Genomic DNA, 26,689 nt, shown 5'->3' with positions numbered 1-26,689 from the left:
GTTTCAACGCCGACGACGCAGCGAAAGTTTCGGCACGGATTCGCCGAGCCCGAGCGCGGCACCCCGCCCCGACAGCGACGGATTGGTCATGAAATAGCGGTGCAGGTTGAATGGCCGGTCGCCCGGATCGTCGCGGACATAGCTGCCGTCGGCGTGCAATTCCCAGCTTTGTTCATTGTCGATCAGATTGGCGACCATCACCTGGTCGAGGATCTGGTCATGGACCGTCGCATTCTCGATCGGCAGCATATATTCGACCCGCCGGTCGAAATTGCGCGGCATCCAGTCGGCCGAGGAAATGAACAGCTTCGCGCCGTCATTGGGCAAAGCCTTGCCATTCCCGAATGCCCAGATACGGCTATGTTCGAGAAAGCGTCCAATCACCGATTTGACGCGGATATGCTCCGACATTCCCGGCACGCCCGGCCGCAGGCAGCAAATGCCGCGGATGATCAGTTCGATCTCGACCCCGGTATTGCTCGCCTCATACAGCTTCTCGATGATCGCCGGATCGACCAGTGAGTTCATCTTCGCCCAGATCGCCGCCGGTTTGCCCGCTTCGGCATTGGCGATCTCGGCATCGATCATCGCGACCAGGTTGGGCCGCAGATCGCGCGGCGAGAGGCTGATCAGCGCCATGTCCTGCGGCTCGACATAGCCGGTGACATAGTTGAACATCTGCGCCGCATCGCGGCCGAGCCGCGGATCGGCAGTGAAGAAGCTGAGATCGGTATAGATTTTCGCGGTGACCGGGTGGTAATTGCCGGTGCCGAAGTGGCAATACGTGCGGAATTGTCCCGCTTCGCGGCGTACCACCATCGATACCTTGGCGTGCGTCTTCCATTCCATGAAGCCATAGACGACCTGGACGCCGGCGCGCTCCAGCGCGGAGGCCCAGACGAGATTCTGCTCCTCGTCGAAACGCGCCTTCAGCTCGACCACGGCAGTGACCGATTTGCCTGATTCGGCCGCCGCGATCAGCGCATTGATCACGGCGGGCTGTTTCCCTGCGCGGTACAATGTCTGCTTGATCGCCACGACATCGGGGTCGGCCGCCGCCTGCTTCAAGAAAGCGAGCACCACCTCGAACGTCTCGTACGGGTGATGGACCACGATGTCCTTGGACCGGATCGCCGCGAAGCAATCGCCGCCGAACTCGCGGATCCGTTCGGGGAAGCGCGGGCTATAGGGGGTGAACTTCAGGTCGGGGCGATCCTCGTCGACAATCGCATCGAGATCATTGATGCCGAGAAAGGTGCCGCCTTCGGTGACGAACGAGTCGGCGCCGCCCAATTCGTCGCGCAGCGCCGATGACAGCCGCTCCGGCATGCCTGCTTCCAGTTCGAGCCGGATGACGCGCCCGCGCCGGCGGCGCTTGATCGCATTGGCGAAGTAGCGAACGAGATCCTCGGCCTCTTCCTCAATCTCGATATCGCTGTCGCGCAAGACGCGAAATTCGGCCGCGCCGTGTACCTCATAGCCGGGGAAGATTAGCGCCGAGAACCGTTTCACCAACGACTCGATCGCGACATAACGCGCGCGGTCGGCCGACCCTTTTTTGTCGGGCTCTCCTCTTTTATCGGGCAAGCGCACGAACCGCGCCATGGTCGCCGGGAGCATCACCAGCTCGCGAATCGGCTCATTGTCCGACTGGCGAACCAGGTCGAACATCACCGCCAGACCCTTGTTGGGCATGAACGGGAACGGGTGTGCGGGGTCGAGCGCCTGCGGCGTGAGAATCGGGAAGATCTGTTCGCGAAAATGCGTCTCCAGCCAGGTCAGATCGACGGCTTCGACCGCACCGTCGATCGTCTTCGACCCCAGCACCTCGATCCCGGTTTCGGCGAGCTGATGGCGCAGGTCGCGCCATACTTCGCGTTGGCTCTGCACCAGCGCATCCGCCTCTCCCACCACGGCGGCCAATTGCTGGCCGGCGGTCATCCCGTCGGCCGAGCGACGGTCGACATCCTGCGCCAACTGCCCCTTCAGGCCGGCAACGCGGACCATGAAGAACTCGTCCAGGTTCGATCCGGAGATCGACAGGAAGCGCAGCCGTTCGAGCAGCGGATGGGCGGTGTTGCACGCTTCCTCAAGCACGCGGCGGTTGAAGGCCAACCAGGAGAGTTCGCGATTGAAATATCGTTCGCTGTCGCCGCCCTCCGCAAAGGGATCGTCGTCGTCATCGAGGCGCGCGATATGAGCGGGTCGGGTCATTTGAGGCTTTCGTCTGAATCTTTGGGGTGCGATTCGGGCGCACGGTCGGTGATAAGCCCGATTTCCGACAAAGTCGCGCGTGCGAGCGGGATCGACAGGCGTTTGCGGCGTTCCATCACCTCTTGGTCGAGTGCATCGACCGCACGGAGCAATGCGATATGGCTGCGTTCAACTCGCGCCAGCAGCCATTGGATCAGATCGGGCCGCGCATCGAGGCCGCGGCGCAGGAACATCCGCTCAAACAACGCCTGCATCAACACATCGTCGGGTGGACCGATCCTTGCGATCGGGCTCGCGGTCAGGCGCGAGCGCAGGTCGGCCAGTCTGACCGTCCATTCGGGCGGTGCGGCGTCGGCGACGATCACCAACGGGTGGCGTGTCTCCTGTGCGCGATTCCAGGCATGGAACAGCGCCGTTTCGCTCTGTCGTTCGGCATCATCGATGATCGTTCCGCCGCTCTTTGCGGCAAAGATCCGCGCGAGCAGGCTGCGACCCGATTTGCGCGGACCGGTGAGCACCACTGACATGACGGGCCATGATGCCCAATGTTCGAGCTGTTGCACGGCGCGGGAATTCGACTCGCTGACCAGGAACTCGTCGTCACGCGGGTCGGCTGGCCATTCGAACGGCAGCGCGATCTGGCTCATCAGCCGGTCGCATTGTCCGCGGGCGTCGGGGCCGGCGTACCGCCCTGCGACGGTTGCCCTCCACGCCGGATGCGTAATGTCGTGCCGGTACCCTGCACTTGCCAGCCGCGCGATTCGAGCGCGGCATGCAGCCCGGCCGGGTCGCCATCATAGCCAACGCGCATCACTGACACGCCGCCAAGCGCGAGGCTGCTGGTCAGCGCCGACCGCACGCCGGGAATAGTGCGCATCGCGGCCTCGGTCGCCGACACGGCCCCTGCGCCGGGCGTATCGAACTGGATCGACACGGTCGATCGTGCTTCGCCGGTCGGCGTCGGTCCGGTCGTGCCTGGCAGTGTCGCCTCGTCGTCAGGCAAATCCTCGATCACCACCGGCGCAACGGGCGGCGGCACATAAGCCAGGCTTGAGTCGGTCTGGAGCATGCCGGACTGCAGCGCCGACTGATAAGCCTCGTCGATGCGCTTGACCCCAGCATCGAGCAGCGCGTCCAGGCCGTCGCCACTGCCGACGCGCAGGCTGAATTTGGCGATCAGATGATTGTCGGGGCCATGCCGGGCTTCGAACACGCCGACCACCGGCCCACCCGGCCATTGCCGATAGAGCCGCACCACCGGAACCAGGATGTCTGACGCACCATATTGGTCGAGGATCGTGCGCCACCAACCCCGGCCGGGCCGTCCGACCTGGCCGACATTGAGCAACATGGCGTCGGGCCCGGTGCCAGCGGGGCGGACATAGTCCACCGCGCTGTTGCCGGTACGGAAGCGGCCCCAGGCTTCCTGCCAGTCGGTCTTCCGCTCGAAAACCTGCCCGGTGCCGCCGGACCATTGCAGCGGAACGACCAGCATCGGCGGCGATCGTAAGGCTTGCCCGCCAACGCCGAGCAGCCCGCCGGCTCGAGCGCGGCTGAACAACACGCCGAGCCGCGCGACATAACGGTTGGGGCCGATCTGCTCGTCCTCGATGACAATACCCGAGACCATCGAATCGAGCGTCGCGTCGGACAGCGTCCCGCCACCGCCGCCCAGGCGTTGTGACAGCATCGCCCAGCCTTTGCGCTGCGCGATCTTCCACCCGGCATAACGCGCCGCATCTGCGGTCTTGCCGGTCACATCAACCTGGACGCCGCTGACCTCAAAACTGCCGGATCCGTCGGCGGCGGTCATTGGCTGATCAGGCGCATCGGCCTGCGCGATCACCATCCCGCCGGTAGCGGCAAGCGCCAGCGCGAGAGCCAAATGGGAGGGGCGAGGAAAGCGTCGGACAAACATTGCGGCCCTTTTGGCGAAGCAAGCGTGGAAATCCAAGCGAGATATGGCTAGGCGGCGGTTATGAGTGAAACTGAACCCTATACTTATGCCCAGGCGGGCGTCTCGATCGCCGCAGGCAATGCGCTGGTGCGCGCGATCGGACCGCTGGCCAAGGCTACGCGCCGTGCCGGCGCCGATGCCGACCTTGGCGGATTTGGCGGCTTCTTCGACCTGAAGGCTGCCGGCTTTACCGATCCGCTGCTGGTTGCGGCCAATGACGGCGTCGGCACCAAGCTGAAACTGGCGATCGAGCATGATCGGCATGACGGCGTCGGTGTCGATCTGGTTGCGATGTGCGCCAATGACCTGATCGTTCAGGGCGCCGAGCCGCTTTTCTTCCTCGACTATTACGCCACCGCCAAGCTCGACCCGGCAGTCGCCGAGCGCGTTGTCGCCTCGATTGCCGACGGCTGTCTTCAGGCGGGCTGTGCGCTGATCGGCGGCGAGACCGCGGAAATGCCGGGCATGTATGCGCCGGGCGATTATGATCTGGCCGGTTTCTGCGTCGGTGCGGTCGAGCGCGACCGCGTGCTGACCGGCCGCGATATCGCCGCGGGCGACGTGATTCTCGGGCTGGCTTCGTCGGGCGTTCACTCCAACGGCTTCTCGCTGGTGCGCAGACTGGCGGCCGACATGGGCTGGAAGCTCGACCGTCCGTCGTTGTTCGACCAGGAGATGCTGCTGATCGACGCGCTGATGGCGCCGACGCGAATTTACGTGAAGAGCCTGTTACCGGTTCTTGCCGAGCGACGGATCAAGGGGCTGGCCCATATCACCGGTGGCGGGCTGCTGGAGAATGTGCCGCGCGTCCTTCCCGCAGGCGTTCATGCGCGAATCGATGCCGATGCCTGGCCGCAGCCCCGGCTCATGGCGTTCCTGCAGGCGCAGGGCGCGATCGAACCGGAGGAAATGTCGCGGACCTTCAACTGCGGGATCGGCATGGCAGTTGTGGTCGCCGCCGACGAGGTCGCCGCCGTTACTGCAGTGTTGGAAGCGGCCGGCGAGACGGTCTTTACGATCGGCACGATCGAAGCGGGCGAACGCGGCTGCACGGTTAGCGGATCGATCGAAACCTGGGGCGCGCGCGCCGATTGGGCGGCGACGCACCTTGCATAAGGTCGGTATTCTGATCTCGGGCCGCGGTTCCAACATGATGGCACTGGCCGAAGCGGCCAAAGCCTCCGGCGCCCCTTACGAAGTCGCTCTTGTCGCCTCTGACAAGCCCGAGGCACCCGGCCTGACCTGGGCTCACGCCCAGGGTATCGCCACCTTTGCGCAATCCCCGAAAGGCATGCCCAAGGTGGATTACGAGGCCGCGATCGATGCAGCGTTGCGTGATGCGGGCGTCGAGAGCATTGCCCTTGCCGGCTATATGCGCTTGCTCTCCGATGATTTCGTTGCGCGCTGGCGCGGCCGGATCATCAACATTCATCCGTCGCTGCTGCCCAAATACAAGGGCCTCGACACGCATGCCCGGGCGATCGACGCAGGCGATGCAGTCGCCGGATGCTCGGTCCATATCGTGACCGAGGAGCTTGATGCCGGCGGGGTGCTTGGCCAGGCCGAAGTTCCGATCCTGCCCGGCGACACGCCCGATACCCTTGCTGAACGTGTCCTGGTCGCCGAGCATCGCCTTTACCCCCAAATTCTGGCAGACTTCGTCGCACGATGAGTCCCGATCCGGAATCCGCACTCGCCAAAGTCCGTGAGGCGGCGCTCGCGCTGCCTGCGACCTTTGAAAAACTGTCGCACGGATCGCCCGGCTTCTTCATCGAGAAAGGCAAGGGCTTCGCCTATTTCTGGCACAATCATCATGGCGACGGCGAGACGGTCGCGATCGTCAAGACAAGCGGACGCGAAGAACAGCAGATGCTGATCGAGGCCGACCCCGATTTCTATTACTCGCCGCCCTATCTCGGACCTTCGGGATGGATCGCGATGCGGCTGGACGGAGCAAACCGCGATTGGGATCGGGTTGCCGACCGCATCGCGATGAGCTGGGAAATGGTCGCGCCGCGGCGCTTGCTGGAGGCTGGTGGACGATGAGCGACGAAACGCCGGCCGGGCCGGCCATCCCGGCTGAACCCGCCGCGCCTCCCCCGCCTTCACCAACGCCTTCGGTCGAGACCGTCGCGCAACAGGCCGTCGATCGCGCTGAAGCGGCGGCGACACGCCGTCGTTGGGTCACGCTGGCCGAACTCGTCGGTGTGGCCGGACTGATCATTGCCGCGGCCGGGTTGTGGATGAGTTGGTCCGATCGCCGCGCCGACGACCAGGCGAAGCAGGTGGAAAAGGCAAGCGAGGCCAAGGTCCGCACGCTGGTCATGCTGAAGGGGGTCGTGGAAAAAGGTGGCGACCGCCTGAAACTGTCCGACGCCGCACATGACATCCAGAATATCGACGTCACCTTCCCGTCAGCACTGGGCATCGCCGCGCAGAACAGTGTGCTGGAGCCGCGAATTGAAGCGAGTTGGTTCTCAGGTCCGTTGCTCGGCCTGACCGACCATGGCCCGGACGATCAGGAAGGGCGTCTGCCCGTGCTGATCACCGCCAGCTATTGGGATGCCGATACCGAACGGCGCGATACCGCGATCTATGACGTGGTGTGGAAGACCAAGGGCCGCATGTTGCTCGGACGGGCACTCCATGTTGAAGGGCTGATGCTGCGCGAACGTGCCGGATCGAAGGCGCGGCTCGACGCGATCTGGGCGCGTGAAAAGCCCAAGCCGGCGAAATGACCTAGAGCGTAAGGGCGTAGACCGGGTCTTCGTGGATTTCCGAACCGACCTGGAAGCGCCGTGTGCCGATCACTCGGAAACCGTTGCGCTCGTAAAAGGCGCGGGCCCGGTCGTTATGTTCCCATACGCCAAGCAGCATGCGGCGATGGCCGAGCCGGATCGCATCTTCGGCCGCGCGCGTCATCAGTGCTGGCCCCACACCAGAGCCGTGCGTCTGTTTCATCGTATAGATGCGGCGCAGCTCGATATCGCCGGGTTGCTGTTCGATCGGAAAATCCGGCGTGGTCAGCACAGCATAGCCGATCGGCACGCCGCCGGGTTCGACTTCGGCCAGCGTGACGATGGTGTTCGGATCGCGCGTCCAGGCGGCGAAGACCTCGATTGCGTTGTTCTTCTGGCAATGCGCCAGCAAATCGGCGCCGCTCAGCACCATGGCATAAGTATCGAGAAACGCCGCATTGGCGACGAGCGACAGGGCGGCCGCGTCTTCCGGACCGGCCTGTCGCACGCGCCACTTCATCTTCAGCCGACCAGTTCTTCTGGCTTGAAGAAATAGGCGATCTCGATCGCCGCATTCTCGTCGCTGTCCGAACCATGAACCGAATTGGCCTCGATCGATTCGGCCAGTTCCTTACGGATCGTGCCGGCATCGGCATTGGCCGGGTTGGTCGCGCCCATGATGTCACGGTTGCGCTGTACGGCATTCTCGCCTTCCAGCACCTGCACGACGACCGGGCCGGAGATCATGAAGCTGACCAGATCGTTGAAGAACGGACGCTCGCGGTGAACGCCGTAAAAGCCTTCGGCCTGATCCTTGGTCATCTGGATGCGCTTGGACGCGACGACGCGCAGGCCGGCTTCCTCCAGCATCTTGGTGACGGCACCGGTCAGGTTGCGGCGGGTGGCATCGGGCTTGATGATCGAAAACGTGCGGTTCGCGGCCATGACCGTGAAGCTCCTGTATCTTGAATGATGTCGAAAATGGCGGAAAGTCGCGGCTCTCTAGGCGGGGCCCTGAGTCAATGCAAGACCGCCCCAATGACTGGACGCTCTACGCAGCCTGTTCCCAGCGGCCATTGTCATTCTGTTTCCAGTAGCGCCGCTCGATCCCGGTACGATCGGCCAGCGCTTTCCACGCGCCACGCGCCTCAGCGATGCGGTCGCCATCGAAGAAGTGGAACGCACGCTCGAAGCTGAGCGCTTCCTCGCGCCAGATGCCATCGACCAGTGCGATATAACGCGCGTCATTGGCCGCAAGCGGGTCCGCTGCGATCAGGATCGGTTGCTGCGCGTCGCCCTCCCCGCCTGCCTCACCGTGCGGCAGGAAGCTCTCGGCCGAATAAGCCCAGAGCAGCTGGTCCAGTGCGACGCGCTGCGCGCCGCTTTCGGCGACGATTAGCAACCGCCCGCCACCCGACAGGATCTTTTCCGCAATTTGCGGCAAGGCCCGGTCAAGTGGCGTGACAGTCAGATGATAGAAATCGACTTGCATTGAGTCTGGCATTTACCCTGGCATCAGCTCTCGAAGTTGTCCGCGACGAAGCGGTCGAGCAGACGTACGCCATAGCCGGTCGCGCCCTTGTCGAAAGTCGCGCCGGCCTTGTCGGCCCACACCATACCGGCGATATCGAGATGCGCCCAGCGCACGCCGGTTTCGATATAACGCTGCAGGAATTGCGCCGCGGTAATCGAGCCCGCGCCGCGTGGCCCGACATTCTTCATGTCGGCGATTGGGCTATCGATCAGCTTGTTATAGGTGTCCGACAGCGGGAAACGCCACAACAGGTCGCCCGACGCCTTGCCGGCGGCAAGCAGTTCGTCCGCGAGCGAATCGTCATTGGCGAAACAGCCGCCATGCTCATTGCCCAGGCTGATGATCATCGCGCCGGTCAGCGTCGCGAGATCGACGATTGTCTTGGGTCGGTGCGTTTTCTGGACCCAGGTCAGCGCGTCGCACAACACCAGCCGTCCTTCGGCATCGGTATTAAGCACTTCGATCGTCTGGCCCGACATCGAGGTGATAACGTCGCCCGGGCGCATTGCGGCACCGTCAGGCATATTTTCGACCAGGCCGCACACGCCGATCACATTGGCCTTGGCCTTGCGCAGCGCGAGCGACTTCATCGCCCCGACCACCGCGCCGGCGCCGCCCATGTCCCATTTCATGTCCTCCATGCCGGGGCCGGGCTTGAGCGAAATGCCGCCGGTGTCGAAGGTCACGCCCTTGCCGACCAGCGCCAGTGCAGGGTCGCCCTCGCCTGCTCCGCTCCATTTGAGGGCGAGCAACCGTGCTTCGCGCGCGGAGCCGAGGCTCACGCCGAGCAGTGCACCCATGCCGAGGTCACGCATTGCCGCCTCGTCAAGCACGGTCACTTCGAGACCCAGGCCCTGGGTCTCGGCCAGCACCTTGGCAACGAAGCTTTCCGGATAGATCACGTTCGGCGGCTCGGCCACCAGCGTGCGGGTCAGTTCCAGCCCCTCGGTCAGCGCCTTCTGGTGCGACCAGGCCGCTTCGGTGCCTTCCGGCGCATTGAGCAAGGTGATCGAGGTCAGCGTCGGTTTGGCCTTTTCGGGCAGCTTGGTGCGGTAGATATCGTGCCGCCAGCCGCGCTGTGCCGCCGCTGCGGCGAAACGGGCGGCTGCCTTGGGCGCAGGATTCGCACCGGCAAAATCGACCGTCACGGCTTCGACGCCCGAGGTTAGCAACCGTGCAGTCAGCGCGCCGCCAGCCTTTTCATAGTCCGCTTCGCCGCCATTGCCGGCGCCGAGCAACAGAATACGGCGCACGCCATCATCCGCGCCGACAAAAACTTCGGTAATTGCAGCGGCTTCGCCGTCGAACCGGCTGCTCCGAGCCGCACCCAGCACGACTTTGCGCGCCGCGTCATCAAGACCGGGAAACGTCGCCCGCTCCAGCGCATCCTTTTCGACCAGCAGCGCAAGCGGCGTGCCGGAATCGGCGGGAGCGGCGGAGAAAAGGATCTGCATGAAAACCTCGGTCGATTGAGATTGGGGGACGAGTCGCCCCCTCTAGGATGTGTACTCAGCGCCGACAATGGTCGTGACCGAGCGGGCATCGCCGGTGCCGAGCACACATCCTTGGCCAGCGAAGACGGGCTGACAAAGTGCCGTCGCACGCGGCCCCCACGTCTCAGCGCGATTGCGGCGAACGCCTCGTGATGCGATAGGGCAAGCGTTCGCGCGTCATTCCGGCGCGTCTGGGGGTGTGTTTCCCGACGTGAAGCGTTCCGATCTGCTTTTGACGTGTGCCCTGGCCGGCGTAGCGCCGCTCGCCGTGATTCTTGCGCCGGCTGCGCAGGCGCAGGACCTGCAGACGCGTACCGTTCCGCCGCCGCCGCCTTCCGAAACGCCGCTGCCGACAACTGAAGAACAGGTGCAGTTCACCGCCGGCACGCTCGAATATGATCTCAATAACGAGATCGTGACGGCCAATGGCGATGTCCGCATGTATCGCGGCGGCGATCGGCTGCGGGCTGACAAGGTGGTGTGGAATCGCAACACCGGCAAGGTTGTCGCGACCGGCAATGTCGCGGTGACCAACCCGGGCGGCGATACCGCCTATGGCGATTCGATCGACCTGACCGATTCCCTGAAGGACGGGGTGGTCGACAACATGCTTATCGTGCTCGAACGCGGTGGCCGGCTTGCCGCGCGCAAGGGTACGCGGGCGCTGGACGAGGTGGTGACGCTCGACGATGCCGCCTTCACCCCCTGCGCGGTGACGACGTCGAAGGGATGTCCCAAGGAACCATCCTGGAAGATCACCGCGGTCAAGATCGTCTACCGCCCGGACCGCGAGCGGGTTTACTATGACGGCGCACAGATCAATTTGTTCGGCTTGCCATCGATCCCGTTGCCGAGATTCTCGCACACGGTCAGCGACGGTAGCGCAAGCGGCCTGCTGAGCCCCGATTTCCGCTACGGCCGTGTCAACGGCCTGGAATATTCGCAGCCTTATTATTTCCGCCTGGCGCCCAATCGCGGCCTGATCGTCACGCCGCGCGTGTTCAGCAACGCCCTGCCGATGCTTCAGGCCGATTATAGCGCGCTCGACAGCAAGGGGGCGTACCGAATCGGCGCCTATGCGACGGTCAGCCGGCGCAGCGACGATCTTGGCTCCGCAGCGCCGCTCGTCACGGAAATGGCGTTCCGCGGTTATCTCGACGGCGTCGCCCGCTATCAGTTCGACGAGAATTGGAGCGCAAAGGCCTCACTGCGGCTGGCCACGGACCGCACCTTCCTGCGCCGCTATGACATTTCCAATGACGACCGGCTCCGGTCGACCGCAAGCCTGGAGCGGATCGACGCGGACAGTTATTTCGCCCTCACCGGCTGGGCGGTGCAGACGCTGCGCATCAATGATAGTCAGAGCGCGCAACCGATTGCGCTGCCTGAACTCGACTATCGCCGCCGTTTCAATGACGGCCTGCTCGGCGGCAAATTCCAGATCCAGGTCAACACGCTGGCGATCACGCGGACCAGCGGCGAGGATACGCAGCGCGCCTTCGCCAGCGTGCGCTGGGATCTGCGCAAGCTGACCTCGCTCGGGCAGGAAGTGACCTTCACCGCCTTTGCGCGCGGCGACGTCTACAACGCCAACGACACGCTTTCGACGACGATCCCGAGCTATCGCGGCACGGAGGGTGTACATGGCCGCGTAATGGGCACGGTCGCAATCGACGTGAAATGGCCGTTCATCGGCGAGTTCCTCGGTGGCACTCAGCGCTTCACACCGCGATTTCAGATTGCGGCATCGCCCAAGACCGAAAATCTCGACATTCCCAATGAAGATGCGCGGGCGGTCGACCTGGACGATTCCAACCTGTTCGCGCTCAATCGCTTCCCGGGCTATGACCGGTTCGAAGATGCCACGCGCTTTACCTATGGCGTGGACTGGGCGCTGGATCTCCCCGGCCTGTCGATCAAGACCAATGTCGGGCAAAGCTATCGCTTGGGCCAGCGTTCGGTGATCTTTCCCGACGGTACCGGGTTAACCGACCGTTTCTCCGATATCGTCGGCCGTAACGAGGTGCGGTTTCGCGATTTCGTGTCGTTCACGCAACGCTACCGACTCGACAAGGATAGCCTGGCGGTGCGCCGCAACGAGCTCGACCTGACGGTCGGATCGCGTAGCACTTATGTGCTGGTCGGCTATTTGCGACTCAATCGGAACATCGACCCGGCGCTGGAGGATTTGCAGGACCGGGAAGAAGGGCGGCTTGCCGGCCGGGTCCAGCTCGCGCGATTCTGGTCGCTGTTCGGATCGGCGATCTTCGACCTGACCGATCGCAACGAGGACCCGTTGTCGGCGTCGGATGGTTTCAGCCCCGTTCGTCACCGTGTCGGCGTCAATTATGAAGATGATTGCCTGCGCTTTGGCCTGACTTGGCGGCGCGATTATCAGAATGCCGGCGACGCTCGCGCGGGCAATAGCTTCCTGTTGAGTCTGGCGTTCAAGAATCTTGGCCGCTAAGCTTGGGTTCACCTGCCCTGTTTCATGGATTTACCGCCGGGACGCGACGGCGCGATATGGGATATTGAACGACGTGATGATTTCGAAGACGAAGGCGGCCCGGACCGGCCGCGCGGTTGCTTTCCTGGCGGGCCTTGCGGTTGCCGGTGCCGTGGCCGCACAAACCGTGAGCGACGACAGCGTTCCCAGTACCGGTCTCGACATTCCTGCCAATATGCAGATTTTCGGCAAGGTCGATCCGAACGTGCGCAAGCCGACCGCGATCGTCAACGACAGCGTCATCACCGGCACTGATGTCGATCAGCGCGTGGCCTTGATCGTCTCGGCCAATGAACTCAAACTCAGCCCGGAGGACAAGGATCGCCTGAAGCTACAGATCCTGCGCCAGCTGATCGACGAGACGCTGCAGATCCAGGAAGCCAAGGCGAGCGAGATAACGATAACGCAGCCGGAAATCACCCAGAGCTTCGACCGCGTATCGCGAAACTTCAAGCGTACCCCGGTCGAGATGCGCACCTATCTGCGCTCGGTCGGGTCGTCGGAGCGATCGCTGAAACGCCAGATCGAGGGCGAACTTGCTTGGCAGCGCTATCTGCGCCGCAAGGTCGAGCCAAGCGTGAATGTCAGCGACGAAGAAGTACAGGGGATCCTCAAGCGCATCGAGGCGTCCAAAGGCATGGACGAATTCCATGTCAGTGAAATCTATCTGTCGGCCACGCCCGAACGCGCGCAACAGGTCAACGCTACCATGCGTCAAATGATCGAGAAGATCCAAAAGGGCGAAGCGCCGTTCGAGTATTTCGCGCGCAACTCTTCCGAAGCCTCGACCCGCGCGGTCGGCGGCGATCTTGGGTGGGTTCGCTCCGCACAGTTGCCGGATTCTCTGGCTGCCGCTGCAACCCAGATGCAGGTCGGCCAGGTTGCCGGCCCGATCGAGGTGCCGGGCGGTTTTTCGATCCTCTATCTGGTCGACAAGAGGCAGGTGCTGACCGCCGATCCGCGTGATGCGCGCCTTGCGCTGAAGCAGCTCACGGTGCGTTTCCCCGCCGGTACGACTCAGGCCGGCGCAACTTCGCGGGCGGCGGAGTTCGCCAAGGCCGTCCAGACCATCCAGGGTTGTGGCGGCGTGGCCAAGATCGCCGGCGATATCGGCGCCGAAGTGGTTGACAGCGACGCGGTGTCGATCCGCGATTTGCCGCCCGCGCTGCAGGAAATCATGCTGAAGCTGCAGGTCGGCCAGGCGACGCCGCCGTTCGGTTCGGCGCAGGACGGTGTCCGCGCGCTGGTGGTCTGCGGCCGTGACGATCCGCGCAACGGGGACCTGCCAAAAGCCGAACAGATCCAGGCTCAGATGGAACAATCGCGCGTCAATCTGCGCGCGCAGACCCTGCTGCGCGATCTTCGCCGCGATGCGGTGATCGATTATCGCTGAACGGAAGCTTCGATGACCTTGCCGCTTGCCGTCTCGATGGGCGATCCTGCCGGGATTGGGCCCGAGGTGATCGCCAAGGCATGGCTCAAGCGCGACGCACATGCGCTGGCGCCATTCTTCGCGGTCGGCGATGCGCGCGCCGTCTCTGCTGTCTGGCCGGGGCCGGTTGCGCGGATTAGTGACCCGGCCGAGGCCAACCAGGCCTTCGCCACCGCTCTGCCGGTCCTGAATGTCGAGGATGGTGGCGAGATCGCGCCTGGCCGGCCCGATGTCGATGGTGCGCGCTGTGCGCTTCATTCGCTCGAAATGGCGGCTGGCCTAGCACGATCGGACGCGGCCCGGGCGCTGATCACGGGGCCGGTGTCGAAGGCGCAGCTGTATCAGATCGGCTTCAACTATCCCGGCCAGACGGAATTCATCGCCGAGCGCTGCGGCATTGCCCGCGACAATGCGGTGATGATGTTAGCCGGGCCGACATTGCGCGTGGTGCCGGTGACGACGCATGTTGCGCTCGACAACGTATCGGCGCTGCTCTCGATCGAACTGATCGTGGCCAAGGGGCGCGCGACGGCGCGCGGGCTGCAGCGCAATTTCGGGATTGCCGCACCGCGCCTCGCCTTTGCCGGTTTCAATCCGCATGCCGGTGAAGGCGGCGCAATCGGGCGTGAGGAGATCGACTTCATCATCCCGGCGATCGCGCTGTTGCGCGACGAGGGCATCGACGCGACCGGCCCGTTCGCCGCCGACACCATGTTCCACGACCGCGCGCGGGTCACTTACGACGCGGCAATCTGCTGCTATCACGACCAGGCGCTGGTGCCGCTCAAGACGCTGCATTTCGATGAGGGCGTCAACATCACGCTTGGCCTGCCGATCGTGCGCACCTCGCCCGACCATGGCACCGCGTTCGGCATCGCCGGCCAGGACAAGGCCGAGCCCGGCGCGATGATTGCCGCCATCAAGATGGCCGGCGAAGCGACTGCGCGCCGCGCCGCCGCGGACGCGTGACCGCCACTCTACCGCCGCTGCGCGAGGTCATCGCGCGCCACGGACTGACCGCGAGCAAGGCATTGGGACAGAATTTCCTGCTCGACGGGCAACTGCTCTCACGCATCGCCCGCGTGCCGGGCGATCTCCAGGATGCCGAAGTGTTCGAGGTCGGCCCCGGGCCGGGCGGCCTGACCCGTGCCCTGCTCCAGGCCGGCGCGCGCGTGACGGCAGTGGAGCGCGACCGCCGCTGCATTCCCGCGCTCGCGGAACTGGGCGAGGCCTTTCCCGGCAGGCTGCGCGTCATTGAGGAAGATGCGCTGGAGATCGACGCGGCCAGTCTGTTTGAGGGCAGGCCGCATATCGTCTCCAACCTGCCCTATAATATCGGCACCGCGCTGCTCGTCCGCTGGCTCTCGGCCGACTGGCTGCCCTGGTGGTCGAGCCTGACGCTGATGTTCCAGAAGGAAGTCGCCGACCGCATTGTCGCTGGCACCGATGACGACGCTTACGGCCGGCTCGCGGTACTGGCGCAGTGGCGTAGCAGCGCAAGGCTCGCCATGCCGGTGCATCGCTCGGCCTTCACCCCGCCGCCCAAGGTAATGTCAGCGGTAGTGCATCTCGAACCGCACGCGGCGCCCGAGGGGGTGGATTTCGCGGTGCTGGAACGCCTGACCGGGGCCGCGTTCGGGCAGCGGCGCAAGATGCTGCGCCAGAGCGTCAAAGGCGTGCCCGGCGCGCTGGCGGCGCTGGAGCAGGTTGGGATCGAAGCCACCCGCCGGGCCGAGACCGTCAGCGTCGCAGAGTTCACCGAAGTAGCGCGGGTGATGGGCGCGCCGCGAATTTCGGCATTCTGAGATCGGGCCACTCTCTTCGTCAGAGACGGAGAGAATATAAAATACGATGACATGCGGCGTGTGCGCCGCTCACTCGGCACGATTTACTGTACAAACAATCCCGGTCGTCTCACAAATCCTGCAGTTGCGGATCTTTCAGGGGGCGGCTCGCAAGTGCAGGTCAACGTGCAAGGGGCTGGCGCGATTATCGAGATTCCGCCTTTCGTGATCGCATTGCTGATCCTGCTCTTCATCGTCCAGTTCGCTGTGCTGGGCTTCTTCCTGATCCGCGGGAAAATGCGGCGTGCGCGATCACCCGTCATCCTCCGCCCCGGCGGCAGCGTGGAGATACCGCTGGTTGCCGCCTTTGGCGGGTGGAAGGGCGTCCCCTGGATCTCGATGACCGATTCCAACCTCGCGCCGTTGCTGGTCCTGCATCAGACCGACTTCGAATACCGCGTGATCCGCCTGAAACGCCGGCCCTATACGGATATCAGCAATGTCGACCTGCGCACGACGATCGGCACGGTCAACATCGTCCTCGAATTCCACAACTCGATGCGAAACTTCGCCGGAAACACCGCGAACAAGGAAAATGCCCGCAAAGCATTGGATATTCTCGCGAGCAAGGGTTGCCCGCTGAGCGCGCGCGCGCGGGCGTTTGTTTCGGGGGCGCATCAAATATAGCACTGGAGGATATGGGATGACGCTGCGCCACGCCACCATCATCAAGTTTGCCCTGATCGGCCTTGTCGTCGGCTTGGTTGTTGCCGGCACCACCAGCACTCGAGAATCGCTTGGCTATATCCTCAGCGGGATCATCAGCACGACGATTATCCTGGGACTGTTCGGTGTCTTCATGTCCCGGCGCCTGCCGGCTGACGCAGTGGTTCCACCCGCCCGGGCGCGTGTGCTGAAGCTGGCTCTGGCCGTCCTTGCCGTCCTGCTGATCGGCGTGACCATAATGCTTGCCAAAGCGGGCAATCGCAGCGCCGACAGGGCCGCGGGTGCTCCGACTGCCTCCGATATTCAGAACCTGATGGAGAAGAACAACAAGCGGTTCCGCACGATGGAGGGCGCGAGCGATGCTTCGCGTAACGGGAATTAGGGTTCGGGGTTGGTCCTCTGTTTCGCTGGATAAGCTGCCAGACGATTCAAATCCTGGCGCCGATCATGGCAGCATTAGCTGGATGGGTGGCATTGGCCTCCCGTCCTGCTCTTTCTCGTCGTCGGTAGAATGCTGAAGGGTGTTTTCCCTGTTCCAGCGATAACAGGCGCAATCGCCCCCTGTTATTGTCCGGCTCCGCCCCTGTTATCATAACAGGGGCTGTCGGGATCAAATCATTGAAAACGAACCCCTAATTCGCGCCCGAAATCCAACATAACAGGGGGCGGAAAATACATCGTCGAAAACAGGGGGTAACAGGCGCGGTCTGAATTGACTCATCGTCCGGACAGCTGCCCTTTTAAAAGCCGATCCTGCCCCGACTCTTACTCCTTCGCGGTCGCCGGCTTCTCCGGCACCTTGGTCTGCACCGCCGCGGTCACGATCGGCGGGCCCTTGGCGATCACTGCCGCCAGTGTCACCGCCTCCGGACAGGCCGCCTTGCCGCACAAGGTCTTAATCTTGCCGAGGTTCGCCTTGGCCTGGATCACCGCGCCCTTGGCCACCAACGCTTCGCCCTGCCCCTGCAACGCCACGCGGTCGTTCGGTTCGAGCAGCAGTGCCTCGCGGTACAGGCGAATCGCCTTGCCCGGCAGACCGCGTGCCTGCGCCACGTCGCCGAGCACAATGAACGCAGCGCGGTTGCGCGGGTCGACCACCAATGCCGTCTCCAGCGCGTCGGTCGCTCCGTCGAGATTGCCCGCCGCCTGCGCTGCCTTGCCTTGCGCCAGCAATGCCATCGAGCGCGGGTCGATCTGGTCGTCGGGGCGCTGGCCGTGAAGCGCGGTCGATACCGTGAGCAGCGTCAGTGCTGCTGCGGCGGCGACGGACGAATAACGCATGATGCTCTCCAACAGGGACAGTACGGGCTTTGACACAATCACTCGGCTAGCATGGCCGTTTCAGTCTTGCGACAAAAAACCCGTCCGTATCGTCATGCGCCGGCGTCAGCCGGATACCGGGGCCGTGCGGCCGGCCGGCGGGCAGGTCGAGCGTATCGACGCTCCAGCCGGGATGATCGGCGAGGAAGCGCGCAACCTGCCCTGCCCCTTCTTCGTCAAGCAGCGAACATACGATGTAGATCAGCGCACCACCCGGCTTGACCAATGCCGCGCCGATCGCAAGCACATGCGCCTGGGTCGCGGCCAGTCGTTCGATCCGGTCCGAGGTCAGCCGCCAGCGTGCCTCGGGATTGCGCCGCCAGGTGCCGGTCCCGGAACACGGCGCATCGATCAGGACGCAATCGGCGTTCCCGTCCCAATCAACGAGCGCTTCAGCTTCACGTGTGGGATTAAGGAGGCGGGTTTCGACGATCGTCGCCCCGGCCCGCGCCGCACGCGGCGCAAGCCGCGACAGGCGGTTGCGGTCGGTATCGCTGGCGAGCAGCGCGCCGCGATTGCCCATCGCCGCCGCCAGCGCAAGCGTCTTGCCGCCCGCGCCGGCGCACAGGTCGACGATGCGCATCTCCGGCGCGGCCTTGGCGGCCAAGGTCACGATCTGGCTCCCCGCATCCTGCACTTCGATTGCGCCGTCCTTCGCGGCGTCCAGCGCCTCGACATTAGTGCCAGAGAGAAGGCGCAGCGCATCGGGAAGCGTCGCGATGGGCTCTGCGCCATCGATCGGGGCCGGTGCGGGTTTGAGGCGGTTGATGCGAATATCAAGCGGTGCACGATCGATCAGTGCGGGAAGCTCATCCGGGCCAATACCGGAGTCGAGCAGCTTCGCGACGATCCAGTCGGGCGCGACACCCGTCCTGGCCGCAACCTCGCTCGCGCCAATCGCTGCCGGCGCGTGCGATGATCCGTCGAACAGCATGGCGATGTCCGGATCGGCCTGCGCCAGAGCGAGCATTGCTGCCCGGCCGCTCTTCGGGCGATCGCCAAGCTGGCGGATCGCCGAATAGACCAGCTCACGCACGGCGCGCCGGTCCTTGCTCCCAGCATAACGGCGCTCCGCGAAATAGCGCGCGATCAGCGTGTCGGCCGCAGCACCCTGGTCACGCGCCGCGACGATGATGGCGTCGAGCAGGTCGATCGCGGCCTGAATGCGTGCCGATGGTGTCATGTGATGTTCCAGACTTCGTCATGCCGGACTTGTTCCGGCATCCACTGTGCCGCTCAGGCGGTAAGCGTTGCTCTTGCGGCACGGTGGACCCCGGAACAAGTCCGGGGTGACGCAGAAGAAACCCGTCGTTGTTATGCGGCCCCGTTTACCGCGTCGGATAATTCGGTGCCTCACGCGTGATGGTCACGTCATGGACATGGCTTTCCATCAGTCCGGCGCCGGTGATCTGCACGAACCGCGCCCGCTTCTGCAATTCCTCGATCGTCGCCGAGCCGGTATAGCCCATTGCCGCCTTTACGCCGCCGACCAGCTGGTGGATCACGTCGCGCGCCGGCCCCTTGAAGGCGACCTGCCCCTCAATCCCCTCCGGCACCAACTTGAGCTGATCCTTGATATCGCCCTGGAAATAGCGATCGGCGGACCCGCGGCCCATCGCGCCGACCGATCCCATGCCGCGATAGGATTTATACGCCCGCCCCTGATAGAGGAAGGTTTCGCCCGGCGCTTCCTCGGTCCCGGCGAGCAGCGAGCCGATCATCACGCTCGATGCACCGCCGGCCAATGCCTTGGCGATGTCGCCCGAGGTGCGGATGCCGCCATCGGCGATGATCGGCACGCCGCTCTTGTGACCTTCTGCGGCGCATTCCATCACGGCGGTCAGCTGCGGCACGCCGACGCCGGCGACGACGCGCGTGGTGCAGATCGAGCCCGGCCCGATGCCGACCTTGATTCCGTCCGCCCCCGCATCGATCAGCGCGCGCGCTGCTTCGGCCGTCGCGACATTGCCGGCAATGACCTGCACCGAATTGCTCAGCTTCTTCACCCGTTCGACCGCGCGCGCCACGTCACGGTTATGGCCATGGGCGGTGTCGATCACGATCAGGTCGAGCTCGGCATCGACCAGCGCCTCGGTCCGCTCGAATCCCTTGTCGCCGACCGTGGTCGCGGCGGCGACGCGCAGCCGTCCGGCCGCATCCTTGGTCGCATTGGGATAATTGACCGCCTTTTCCATATCCTTGACCGTGATCAGGCCGACGCAGCGATAGCTTTCATCGACCACCAGCAGCTTCTCGATCCGGCGCTGGTGGAGGAGCCGGCGGGCATCGTCCTGCGACACGCCGCTCGACACGGTGGCGAGATTTTCGTGCGTCATCAGCTCGGCGACCGGCTGATGGGGATTGCCGGCAAAACGCACGTCGCGGTTGGTCAGGATGCCGACCAGCTTGCCGTCCTTCTCTACCACCGGGATGCCGCTGATCCGGTGCCGGGTCATCAACGCCTGCGCCTCAGCCAGTGTCGCATCGGGTGCGATGGTGATCGGGTTCACGACCATACCAGATTCGAAACGCTTGACCTGGCGCACCGCGGCGACCTGCTCGTCGATCTCCATATTGCGGTGGAGCACGCCGATGCCGCCGAGCTGCGCCATGACGATCGCCATGTCGGCCTCTGTCACTGTGTCCATCGCTGAGGACAGGATCGGAATGTCGAGCTTGATGCCGCGCGTCAGCTGAGTCGATGTGTTGGCCTGGCTAGGAACGATGTCGGATTCCGCTGGATAGAGCAGGACATCGTCGAAGGTGAGGCCGAGGCGGATTTCCATGGGGTGCCAGTTCCTGCGCGGGGGGAGAATCGTGGCGGCTCATGTAACCAAAGGTGCCGGGAAGCGCTAGGGTCCGCGGCGCCGCATTTGGCTGTTCTTGCCCAACCGATGTGCTAAATCTGGTGCGATCGATTGGAAGAGGGCGACATCATGGAATTGACCGCAGGCGTACTCGTGCTGGCGCTGGTGCTGCTCTACCTCTTCACGAGCATCAAGATCGTCCGGCAAGGCTATCAATATACGATCGAACATTTCGGCCGTTTCACCACCACGGCGCGGCCGGGGTTCAATTTCTATCCCGCATTCTTTTATCGCGTCGGCCGCCGCATCAACATGATGGAACAGGTGATCGACATCCCGGGACAGGAGATCATCACCAAGGACAACGCGATGGTCGCGGTCGACGGCGTGGTGTTCTTCCAGGTGCTCGACGCGGCCAAGGCAGCGTATGAAGTGTCCGAGCTCTATGTCGCGATCCTGCAGCTGACCACGACCAATCTGCGCACCGTGATGGGCTCGATGGACCTCGATGAGACACTTTCCAAGCGCGACGAGATCAACGCCAGGCTGCTGTCCGTGGTCGATCATGCGACCACTGCCTGGGGTGTGAAGATCACTCGCGTCGAGGTGAAGGACATTCGCCCGCCGGCCGACATCGTCAATGCGATGGGCCGCCAGATGAAGGCCGAGCGCGAGAAGCGCGCCAACATCCTCGAGGCGGAGGGCTCGCGCGCGTCCGAGATCCTGCGCGCCGAGGGCCAGAAACAGTCGAAGATCCTCGAAGCCGAAGGCCGGCGCGAAGCCGCGTTCCGCGACGCCGAAGCCCGCGAGCGTGCCGCCGAGGCCGAAGCGACCGCGACCCGGCTGGTGTCGGTGGCGATCGAGGAAGGCAGCCCGCAGGCGATCAACTATTTCGTCGCGCAGAAATATGTCGAGGCGGTTGGCAAGTTCGCCACCTCGCCCAATGCCAAGACCATCCTGTTCCCGGTCGAGGCGACGCAGCTGATCGGGACGCTGGGCGGCATCGGCGAGATTGCGCGCGAGGCACTGGCGGACCGCCCGGCACCCGCCCCCACGCCTCCTTCCCGTTCGCGCGTTCCTGTCACACAGGCTGATCAGTGACGATCGACGGGCTGAGCGCTGGGGCATTCTGGCTGATCGCGGCACTGGTGCTGGGTGTCACCGAGCTGATCCTGCCCGGTGTCTTCCTGGTCTTCATCGCGATTGCCGCGGCGATCACCGGCGTGGTGATGCTGGCGCTGCCCGATTTGCCGCCCATCGTACAGTTCGCGTCATTCGCGATCTGGAGCGGGGTCGCGGTCGTGATCGGGCGACGCTGGTACCGTGACTATCCGGTCACCTCAAGCGATCCGATGCTTAATGACCGCGGTGCCCGGCTGATCGGCGAGATCGTCACGGTCGAGCAAGCGATCGTCTCCGGCGCCGGCCGAGTGCGGCAGGCCGATGGCAGCTGGCCGGCCCGCGGCCCCGATGCGCCGGCTGGCGCGCGGATGCGCGTGGTCGCGATCGAAGCCGGTGTGCTGGTGGTCGAGGCGGTCGCTCTCCCCGCCGCCTGACGGCCCCCGGCGTACGCCGGGGACCCAGGTGTCATTTCTTGCCGAACAGGCCGCCGGCCATACCGGCGATATCGTCGAGCGGGTTACCGTCGCCATCGCGATCGAGCATCCCCCCAACCTTGCCGAGGAGGCCATCGGCGCCGCCCGAGGCACCAAGCAGGCTGGCAAATTGGGCAAGCGACCCTTCACCGCCGATATGGCCGACGATCTGCTGCAGGATATCGGGCGCAATGCCGGTGGTCGAAGCGGCTGTCGCCACGGTATCGCCCGGTTCGGGGTGCGCCTGGCCCAGCGCGGTAACCGCGCTTTCGGCTTGCTCCGGCGTCAGGCCGACCTTGGCGGCAAGGTTCGCGATATCGACATTGCCGGCAACCTGGCCAAGCAGTCCATCAAGCAATCCCATGATCAATTCCTTCGACTCGAACGGTGCCGTAAGCGGCCCCGCAGGCTAAGCCGAACCGGCCCTGCACACGAGCGAATCCTGATGGCGCAATCCACGATCGGGACGCAGCGCCCGATCGCGCCGACCGGACGACGATGCCATCGGCCGGGAATGCTCAAACAACTGCGCGTTCAACGCCCCGTGAGCTTGCCCGCCATGCCGAGGATATCATCGAGCGGGTTGCCGTCATGGTTCATATCGATCAGCGACCCCAACCCACCCCAGCCTGACGTGGCCGGTGCTGCCGGTGCCGGTTGCGGCGCCGCCTGCTGGCCGCCGCCAAGGATCGATCCGACCAAGCCACCGAGCATGCCGCCAAGGCCACCCTGCGGGCTGTCTGTCGGGTTGGCCGTCGCTCCGCCCGCCTGTTTCGCCAGATAGCCCGCGACCGCCATCGCCAGCAGCGGCAGCATCTTCTTGAGCAAATCGGATGACACGCCGCTTTGCGCGGCGGCATGATCCGCCACGGTACGGCTGACATCCTTCGATCCGAAAATCTGACCCAGCACATTGTTGCCGGCATCCACGTCACTGGCGCCAGGCGCGAGGACATTGGCGAGCAGACCGCCGCCACCCAAGCTGCCGAGAATGCCGGCAAGACCCGCCAGCCCGTCGGGATGCTGTTGCGCCTGCCCCTTCATCCCGCCGAGGATCGCTGGCAGCAACGCCGCCGCGCCGGCCTGCGCGGTGCCTTCGTCGATGCCGAGCTGACTGGAAATGGCGCTGATACCGCCGGCCTGATTGATGATGTCCATGATGTTCATCTGTCGCGCTCCTTGCGGCCCCCGATCAGCGTAGGAGCGAACGGCCAGACTGTCAGCCTGAATCGCCCGCTCGCCAGATCAAGGCAGAGATATCAGATCGGGCGGCACGAACCCGCGTCGCGCGGCGACCGAAAACAGGCGCTCCGGGCTGTAGAAACGCAACGGCCAGCCCCGCTGCCCGATCGGCGATGCGAGAAGCGCGTTGACCACCTCGACCAGCGGCTCATCCGGCGCGCGATCGGACAGATGCAGCCTGATCCCGGCGACGAAGCAGCGCGTGATCGTGTCGTGATAGCCCTGACTGTCGTCATTTACGCCCCCCACGCTCTCATTATAGGCGGAGATGATCGCGGCGATCCGCGCATCGACATCCACATCGGGCCGATCGCGGATCAGCCATAGCGTGGCGCCGAGATGCGCTTCATGCGTCCAGTCCGCTTTGGGCAGCGTGCACGCGAGCAGCCCCTCCCCGATCCGGCGGATCGCGGCGTTATCCGCAAAGGGGCGAAATGGCAGGTCGGTCATCGGTCGGGCTTTCGTTGGAGCCCGACCAATGATCAGGCGTGTCAGGCAGTCTGGGCGGCGGGTGCCGATTGTCGCACGCCCTCGTCGACATGATCGGCGAACTGGGCAAAATTGCTGACGAATTCGTCGACCAGCTTGGCCGCCGTCGCGTCATATTCGGCCTTGTTCGACCAGGTCTCGCGCGGGTCGAGGATCGCGCTGTCGACACCCGTCACTGCGATCGGCACCCTGAAGCCGAAATTGGGATCGGTGCGGAACTCGGCATCATTCAGGCTGCCGTCGAGCGCGGCATTAAGCAGCGCGCGGGTCGCCTTGATCGGCATACGCTTGCCGACGCCGTACTTGCCGCCGGTCCAGCCGGTATTGACCAGCCAGCAATCGACCCCGCCCTTGGCGATCCGCTCCTTCAGCAGATTGCCGTACACCGACGGGTGGCGCGGCATGAACGGCGCGCCGAAGCAGGTCGAGAAGGTCGCGCTCGGTTCGGTCACGCCGATTTCGGTGCCCGCGACGCGCGCGGTATAGCCCGACAGGAAATGATACATCGCCTGGTCCGGCGTCAGCTTCGAGATCGGCGGCAGGATGCCGTATGCGTCCGCGGTCAGGAAGATGATGTTGCGCGGCACCGGGCCCATATTCTTTTCCGACGCATTCGGAATGAAGTCGATCGGGTAGGCGCCGCGGCTGTTTTCGGCGAGGCTGTCGTCGTCGAGGTCAAGCTGGCGCGTCACCTGGTCCATCACGACATTTTCCAGGATCGTGCCGAAGCGCTTGGTGGTGGCGAAAATCTCCGGCTCGGCATCGGCCGACAGGCGGATCATCTTGGCATAGCAACCGCCCTCGAAGTTGAACACCGCGGTATCCGACCAACCATGTTCGTCATCGCCGATCAGGATGCGGCTGGCATCGGCGCTGAGCGTCGTCTTGCCGGTGCCCGACAGGCCGAAGAACACGGCAGTGTCGCCATTCGCGCCCATATTGGCGGAACAGTGCATCGGCATCACGCCGGTCGGCGGCAGCAGGTAATTGAGCAGGCCGAACACCGACTTCTTCATTTCGCCGGCATATTTGGTGCCGCCGATCAGGATCAGCTTCTCAGTGAAATTGACCGCAATCACCGTCTCGCTGCGGCAGCCATGCTTGGCCGGGTCGGCGACGAAGCTGGGCAGGTCGATGATGGTGTAATCGGGAACGAAGCCACGCAGCTCGCTCTCCTCCGGACGCACCAGCATGGTGCGGATGAAGCTGTTGTGCCAGGCAAGCTCGTTCACCACACGCACATTGACGCGGTGCTCGGGCTGCGATCCGCCGAACAGGTCCTGGATGAACAGGTCTTCCTTGCCCTTCAATGCGGCGAGGAAATCGGTTTTCAGCGCGGCGAAATGCTCAGGCGACATCGCCTTGTTGCTCTTGCCCCACCACACGGTGCTCTCGGTCTCGCCATCGCGGACGATGAACTTGTCCTGCGCCGAGCGCCCGGTGTGCGCGCCGGTTTCGACCACCAGCGGGCCGTCGGCGGACAATTTGCCCTCGCCACGCGAGATCGCCGACTGGATCAGGCGTGCGGTGACCAGGTTCCAGTGCAGATTGGCGCGGGTCTCGATACCCTGCGCTTCAAGGCCGGCGTCGGGAATGCGATCGCTCACGTGTGTCTCTCCGAATAATGCGCTGCGGGCGTTGCCGCATACCAATGTGATGATTGGGCGCATATCGTCGCCACGCCGGAGCGTCAAACATTGGGCCATGGGACGCACGCCGTCTGCGCCGGAACCACGCTCACGCGCGCCGGATGTCGGATGCCCACCTCTCACTGCCGACCGATTGTGGTCTGGATTTCTTCCAAAATAGATATATTCTTATTTAAATACCATAAAAATATCGAACTGGAGAGGATTATGCTGACGGAAGCATCGACTCGGTCCTGGCGCGAAAAGGGATATTTCTTCGAACGCGGCCTGATCGCGAAGGAGCGCGTCGCGCAGATTGAGGCCGAGACGATCGCCGCCATCGCCGCCGATCCGCCCGCGGCGCACCCCGGCGAACGAGTCTATGCCACCGATCAGGATCTGCTGATCTATCCCGAGACCGCGCCAAGCCCCGTCGCGCGCAACCCCGAGGATTACATCGCCAAGGTGTTCAACTGCCACGCGGTCGGCGCGGCGCATGCGCTGGCGGTCGATCCGGCGATCACCGGACGGCTGGCCGCCCTGCTCGGCCCTGATGTGGATTGTTTCCAGAGCCAGTTCATCTTCAAGAACCCCGGCGTGATCGGCCAGCCCTGGCATCAGGACGGCTATTATTTCCGCTATGACCGCGCGCCGCAGATCGGCGTGTGGGTTGCACTCAGCGCCGCGACAATCGAGAATGGCTGCCTCTGGGTGCTGCCGGGCTCACACCAGGCGAACATCATCCATGAACCTGTCCCCGACCGGCGCCCGGAAACGCTGCAGGGCTATCTCGAAATCGTCTCGCAGGACACGTCGGCGGACGAGCCTGCCCTGATGGAGCCGGGCGACGTGCTCTTCTTCCACAGCTATCTAATGCACCGCTCGACCGACAATGTCGCCGATTACCGCCGCTCGGCGATGGTTTATCATTATGCCGAGGCCGGGACGCAGCCGGCCGATCCGCTTGCAGCGGCGATGCTGGCGCCGGTCAATCGCTGGGTGCCGGCGTTGCGCGGCGACTAACCGCCCATTCTCCGTTCAGCCTCGGACTTGATCCGGACGGCCGAAACCTTGCCCATCTTTATGAGCAAGAAAAAGAGAAATCCCTCCGACAGAGTCAGGGCGAGCGGAGCGGCCATCTCAACCGACCGCGCAGGTGGCTTTGGGTACTTCGACCAAGCGCGATAATATCCGCCCGCGCGCCAGTCGATTCTATCCCTCGCT

Annotated in this window: 27 protein-coding genes; 13 read left to right on the top strand and 14 right to left on the bottom strand. The window is 64.1% G+C overall.

Features of this window, described 5'->3' with window-relative positions; translation table 11 throughout:
* Window positions 1-3: 3 nt before the first annotated feature.
* The 3 genes from ACRECS_RS03360 to ACRECS_RS03350 are packed head-to-tail and all read right to left on the bottom strand — an operon-like array spanning window position 4 to window position 4,132.
* Window positions 4-2,214 carry an RNA degradosome polyphosphate kinase gene (locus ACRECS_RS03360; RefSeq protein ID WP_431581538.1) on the bottom strand — a complete coding sequence of 737 codons (2,211 nt, stop codon included), beginning with the start codon at window positions 2,212-2,214 and terminating at the stop codon, window positions 4-6.
* Window positions 2,211-2,861: an HdaA/DnaA family protein gene (locus ACRECS_RS03355; protein WP_431581537.1), complete on the bottom strand. Its 651-nt coding sequence runs from the start codon at window positions 2,859-2,861 to the stop codon at window positions 2,211-2,213. The genes ACRECS_RS03360 and ACRECS_RS03355 overlap by 4 nt, the downstream gene beginning before the upstream one ends.
* A complete protein-coding gene (locus ACRECS_RS03350) occupies window positions 2,861-4,132 on the bottom strand; it encodes a heavy-metal-associated domain-containing protein (protein ID WP_431581536.1) in 1,272 nt (423 codons plus the stop codon). The genes ACRECS_RS03355 and ACRECS_RS03350 overlap by 1 nt, the downstream gene beginning before the upstream one ends.
* A 60-nt stretch (window positions 4,133-4,192) precedes the next feature.
* Between ACRECS_RS03350 and purM the strand changes: the two genes are divergently transcribed.
* The 4 genes from purM to ACRECS_RS03330 are packed head-to-tail and all read left to right on the top strand — an operon-like array spanning window position 4,193 to window position 6,909.
* The gene (gene purM, locus ACRECS_RS03345) at window positions 4,193-5,287 is read left to right on the top strand and encodes a phosphoribosylformylglycinamidine cyclo-ligase (RefSeq protein ID WP_431581535.1); all 1,095 of its coding nucleotides are present in this window, start codon (window positions 4,193-4,195) and stop codon (window positions 5,285-5,287) included.
* Between the two features lie 34 nt (window positions 5,288-5,321).
* Window positions 5,322-5,843 carry a phosphoribosylglycinamide formyltransferase gene (purN, locus tag ACRECS_RS03340; RefSeq protein ID WP_431581643.1) on the top strand — a complete coding sequence of 174 codons (522 nt, stop codon included), beginning with the start codon at window positions 5,322-5,324 and terminating at the stop codon, window positions 5,841-5,843.
* Entirely contained in the window at window positions 5,840-6,217 is a 378-nt protein-coding gene (locus ACRECS_RS03335) for an MmcQ/YjbR family DNA-binding protein (protein WP_431581534.1), read from the top strand. Before purN ends, ACRECS_RS03335 begins: the two co-directional genes overlap by 4 nt.
* On the top strand, window positions 6,214-6,909 hold the full coding sequence (locus ACRECS_RS03330) for a hypothetical protein (protein WP_431581533.1): 696 nt from the start codon (window positions 6,214-6,216) through the stop codon (window positions 6,907-6,909). The genes ACRECS_RS03335 and ACRECS_RS03330 overlap by 4 nt, the downstream gene beginning before the upstream one ends.
* Window position 6,910: 1 nt before the next feature.
* Here the strand turns inward: ACRECS_RS03330 and ACRECS_RS03325 are convergent, their stop codons facing one another.
* The 4 genes from ACRECS_RS03325 to ACRECS_RS03310 form a co-directional block, all read right to left on the bottom strand.
* Window positions 6,911-7,417 carry an N-acetyltransferase family protein gene (locus ACRECS_RS03325; protein WP_431581532.1) on the bottom strand — a complete coding sequence of 169 codons (507 nt, stop codon included), beginning with the start codon at window positions 7,415-7,417 and terminating at the stop codon, window positions 6,911-6,913.
* Between the two features lie 14 nt (window positions 7,418-7,431).
* Complete coding sequence (gene ndk, locus ACRECS_RS03320) at window positions 7,432-7,854, bottom strand: nucleoside-diphosphate kinase (RefSeq protein ID WP_372854301.1); 423 nt, start codon at window positions 7,852-7,854, stop codon at window positions 7,432-7,434.
* Between the two features lie 106 nt (window positions 7,855-7,960).
* On the bottom strand, window positions 7,961-8,401 hold the full coding sequence (locus tag ACRECS_RS03315; RefSeq protein WP_431581531.1) for a DNA polymerase III subunit chi: 441 nt from the start codon (window positions 8,399-8,401) through the stop codon (window positions 7,961-7,963).
* Window positions 8,402-8,424: 23 nt separating this feature from the next.
* A complete protein-coding gene (locus ACRECS_RS03310; protein ID WP_431581530.1) occupies window positions 8,425-9,897 on the bottom strand; it encodes a leucyl aminopeptidase in 1,473 nt (490 codons plus the stop codon).
* A gap of 250 nt (window positions 9,898-10,147) precedes the next feature.
* Here ACRECS_RS03310 and ACRECS_RS03305 point away from each other — a divergent pair, with 250 nt between their 5' ends.
* The 6 genes from ACRECS_RS03305 to ACRECS_RS03280 all read left to right on the top strand — a co-directional run bounded on the left by ACRECS_RS03305 (window position 10,148) and on the right by ACRECS_RS03280 (window position 16,766).
* Window positions 10,148-12,403: an LPS-assembly protein LptD gene (locus ACRECS_RS03305; protein ID WP_431581529.1), complete on the top strand. Its 2,256-nt coding sequence runs from the start codon at window positions 10,148-10,150 to the stop codon at window positions 12,401-12,403.
* A gap of 76 nt (window positions 12,404-12,479) precedes the next feature.
* The gene (locus tag ACRECS_RS03300) at window positions 12,480-13,835 is read left to right on the top strand and encodes a peptidylprolyl isomerase (protein ID WP_431581528.1); all 1,356 of its coding nucleotides are present in this window, start codon (window positions 12,480-12,482) and stop codon (window positions 13,833-13,835) included.
* A gap of 12 nt (window positions 13,836-13,847) precedes the next feature.
* Window positions 13,848-14,843 (top strand): 4-hydroxythreonine-4-phosphate dehydrogenase PdxA, encoded by a 996-nt coding sequence (pdxA, locus tag ACRECS_RS03295; protein ID WP_431581527.1) that lies wholly within the window; start codon window positions 13,848-13,850, stop codon window positions 14,841-14,843.
* Window positions 14,840-15,679 carry a 16S rRNA (adenine(1518)-N(6)/adenine(1519)-N(6))-dimethyltransferase RsmA gene (gene rsmA / locus ACRECS_RS03290; RefSeq protein WP_431581526.1) on the top strand — a complete coding sequence of 280 codons (840 nt, stop codon included), beginning with the start codon at window positions 14,840-14,842 and terminating at the stop codon, window positions 15,677-15,679. The genes pdxA and rsmA overlap by 4 nt, the downstream gene beginning before the upstream one ends.
* 51 nt (window positions 15,680-15,730) lie before the next feature.
* A complete protein-coding gene (locus tag ACRECS_RS03285) occupies window positions 15,731-16,345 on the top strand; it encodes a hypothetical protein (RefSeq protein WP_431581525.1) in 615 nt (204 codons plus the stop codon).
* A 16-nt stretch (window positions 16,346-16,361) separates the two neighbouring features.
* Window positions 16,362-16,766, top strand: coding sequence for a hypothetical protein (locus ACRECS_RS03280; protein ID WP_431581524.1), 405 nt, complete (start codon window positions 16,362-16,364; stop codon window positions 16,764-16,766).
* Between the two features lie 383 nt (window positions 16,767-17,149).
* On the opposite strand, the gene ACRECS_RS03275 is transcribed toward ACRECS_RS03280, so the two are convergent.
* The 3 genes from ACRECS_RS03275 to guaB form a co-directional block, all read right to left on the bottom strand.
* Window positions 17,150-17,665, bottom strand: coding sequence for a tetratricopeptide repeat protein (locus tag ACRECS_RS03275; RefSeq protein WP_431581523.1), 516 nt, complete (start codon window positions 17,663-17,665; stop codon window positions 17,150-17,152).
* Window positions 17,666-17,711: 46 nt separating this feature from the next.
* A complete protein-coding gene (locus ACRECS_RS03270; RefSeq protein ID WP_431581522.1) occupies window positions 17,712-18,887 on the bottom strand; it encodes an RsmB/NOP family class I SAM-dependent RNA methyltransferase in 1,176 nt (391 codons plus the stop codon).
* Window positions 18,888-19,032: 145 nt separating this feature from the next.
* Window positions 19,033-20,490, bottom strand: a complete 1,458-nt coding sequence (gene guaB, locus ACRECS_RS03265; RefSeq protein ID WP_431581521.1) for an IMP dehydrogenase — start codon at window positions 20,488-20,490, stop codon at window positions 19,033-19,035.
* 150 nt (window positions 20,491-20,640) lie between these two features.
* Between guaB and ACRECS_RS03260 the strand changes: the two genes are divergently transcribed.
* Window positions 20,641-21,612 (top strand): SPFH domain-containing protein, encoded by a 972-nt coding sequence (locus ACRECS_RS03260; protein ID WP_431581520.1) that lies wholly within the window; start codon window positions 20,641-20,643, stop codon window positions 21,610-21,612.
* Window positions 21,609-22,067, top strand: coding sequence for an NfeD family protein (locus ACRECS_RS03255; RefSeq protein WP_431581519.1), 459 nt, complete (start codon window positions 21,609-21,611; stop codon window positions 22,065-22,067). Before ACRECS_RS03260 ends, ACRECS_RS03255 begins: the two co-directional genes overlap by 4 nt.
* A 31-nt stretch (window positions 22,068-22,098) precedes the next feature.
* Here the strand turns inward: ACRECS_RS03255 and ACRECS_RS03250 are convergent, their stop codons facing one another.
* The 4 genes from ACRECS_RS03250 to ACRECS_RS03235 form a co-directional block, all read right to left on the bottom strand.
* On the bottom strand, window positions 22,099-22,470 hold the full coding sequence (locus ACRECS_RS03250) for a hypothetical protein (RefSeq protein WP_431581518.1): 372 nt from the start codon (window positions 22,468-22,470) through the stop codon (window positions 22,099-22,101).
* Window positions 22,471-22,640: 170 nt separating this feature from the next.
* A complete protein-coding gene (locus ACRECS_RS03245; protein WP_431581517.1) occupies window positions 22,641-23,273 on the bottom strand; it encodes a DUF937 domain-containing protein in 633 nt (210 codons plus the stop codon).
* A 78-nt stretch (window positions 23,274-23,351) separates the two neighbouring features.
* A complete protein-coding gene (locus ACRECS_RS03240; protein WP_431581516.1) occupies window positions 23,352-23,798 on the bottom strand; it encodes a hypothetical protein in 447 nt (148 codons plus the stop codon).
* A gap of 41 nt (window positions 23,799-23,839) precedes the next feature.
* A complete protein-coding gene (locus ACRECS_RS03235) occupies window positions 23,840-25,444 on the bottom strand; it encodes a phosphoenolpyruvate carboxykinase (protein ID WP_431581515.1) in 1,605 nt (534 codons plus the stop codon).
* A 249-nt stretch (window positions 25,445-25,693) separates the two neighbouring features.
* On the opposite strand from ACRECS_RS03235, the gene ACRECS_RS03230 reads away from it, so the two are divergent.
* Entirely contained in the window at window positions 25,694-26,488 is a 795-nt protein-coding gene (locus tag ACRECS_RS03230) for a phytanoyl-CoA dioxygenase family protein (RefSeq protein ID WP_431581514.1), read from the top strand.
* Window positions 26,489-26,689: the final 201 nt, after the last annotated feature.

Source organism: Sphingomonas sp., assembly GCF_050725575.1.
Lineage (GTDB): Bacteria > Pseudomonadota > Alphaproteobacteria > Sphingomonadales > Sphingomonadaceae > Sphingomonas.
Note: the sequence above shows the minus strand (reverse complement) of the source record. Positions and strands in the feature narration are given on the sequence as shown.

Bases quoted from the DNA above. Each gene is read 5' to 3' on its own strand.
- ACRECS_RS03360 (WP_431581538.1), bottom strand. From the start codon at position 2,214: ATGACCCGACCCGCTCATATCGCGCGCCTCGATGACGACGACGATCCC.
- ACRECS_RS03355 (WP_431581537.1), bottom strand. From the start codon at position 2,861: ATGAGCCAGATCGCGCTGCCGTTCGAATGGCCAGCCGACCCGCGTGAC.
- ACRECS_RS03350 (WP_431581536.1), bottom strand. From the start codon at position 4,132: ATGTTTGTCCGACGCTTTCCTCGCCCCTCCCATTTGGCTCTCGCGCTG.
- purM (WP_431581535.1), top strand. From the start codon at position 4,193: ATGAGTGAAACTGAACCCTATACTTATGCCCAGGCGGGCGTCTCGATC.
- purN (WP_431581643.1), top strand. From the start codon at position 5,322: ATGATGGCACTGGCCGAAGCGGCCAAAGCCTCCGGCGCCCCTTACGAA.
- ACRECS_RS03335 (WP_431581534.1), top strand. From the start codon at position 5,840: ATGAGTCCCGATCCGGAATCCGCACTCGCCAAAGTCCGTGAGGCGGCG.
- ACRECS_RS03330 (WP_431581533.1), top strand. From the start codon at position 6,214: ATGAGCGACGAAACGCCGGCCGGGCCGGCCATCCCGGCTGAACCCGCC.
- ndk (WP_372854301.1), bottom strand. From the start codon at position 7,854: ATGGCCGCGAACCGCACGTTTTCGATCATCAAGCCCGATGCCACCCGC.
- ACRECS_RS03315 (WP_431581531.1), bottom strand. From the start codon at position 8,401: ATGCAAGTCGATTTCTATCATCTGACTGTCACGCCACTTGACCGGGCC.
- ACRECS_RS03310 (WP_431581530.1), bottom strand. From the start codon at position 9,897: ATGCAGATCCTTTTCTCCGCCGCTCCCGCCGATTCCGGCACGCCGCTT.
- ACRECS_RS03300 (WP_431581528.1), top strand. From the start codon at position 12,480: ATGATTTCGAAGACGAAGGCGGCCCGGACCGGCCGCGCGGTTGCTTTC.
- pdxA (WP_431581527.1), top strand. From the start codon at position 13,848: ATGACCTTGCCGCTTGCCGTCTCGATGGGCGATCCTGCCGGGATTGGG.
- ACRECS_RS03285 (WP_431581525.1), top strand. From the start codon at position 15,731: ATGCGGCGTGTGCGCCGCTCACTCGGCACGATTTACTGTACAAACAAT.
- ACRECS_RS03280 (WP_431581524.1), top strand. From the start codon at position 16,362: ATGACGCTGCGCCACGCCACCATCATCAAGTTTGCCCTGATCGGCCTT.
- ACRECS_RS03275 (WP_431581523.1), bottom strand. From the start codon at position 17,665: ATGCGTTATTCGTCCGTCGCCGCCGCAGCAGCACTGACGCTGCTCACG.
- ACRECS_RS03270 (WP_431581522.1), bottom strand. From the start codon at position 18,887: ATGACACCATCGGCACGCATTCAGGCCGCGATCGACCTGCTCGACGCC.
- guaB (WP_431581521.1), bottom strand. From the start codon at position 20,490: ATGGAAATCCGCCTCGGCCTCACCTTCGACGATGTCCTGCTCTATCCA.
- ACRECS_RS03260 (WP_431581520.1), top strand. From the start codon at position 20,641: ATGGAATTGACCGCAGGCGTACTCGTGCTGGCGCTGGTGCTGCTCTAC.
- ACRECS_RS03250 (WP_431581518.1), bottom strand. From the start codon at position 22,470: ATGGGATTGCTTGATGGACTGCTTGGCCAGGTTGCCGGCAATGTCGAT.
- ACRECS_RS03245 (WP_431581517.1), bottom strand. From the start codon at position 23,273: ATGAACATCATGGACATCATCAATCAGGCCGGCGGTATCAGCGCCATT.
- ACRECS_RS03240 (WP_431581516.1), bottom strand. From the start codon at position 23,798: ATGACCGACCTGCCATTTCGCCCCTTTGCGGATAACGCCGCGATCCGC.
- ACRECS_RS03230 (WP_431581514.1), top strand. From the start codon at position 25,694: ATGCTGACGGAAGCATCGACTCGGTCCTGGCGCGAAAAGGGATATTTC.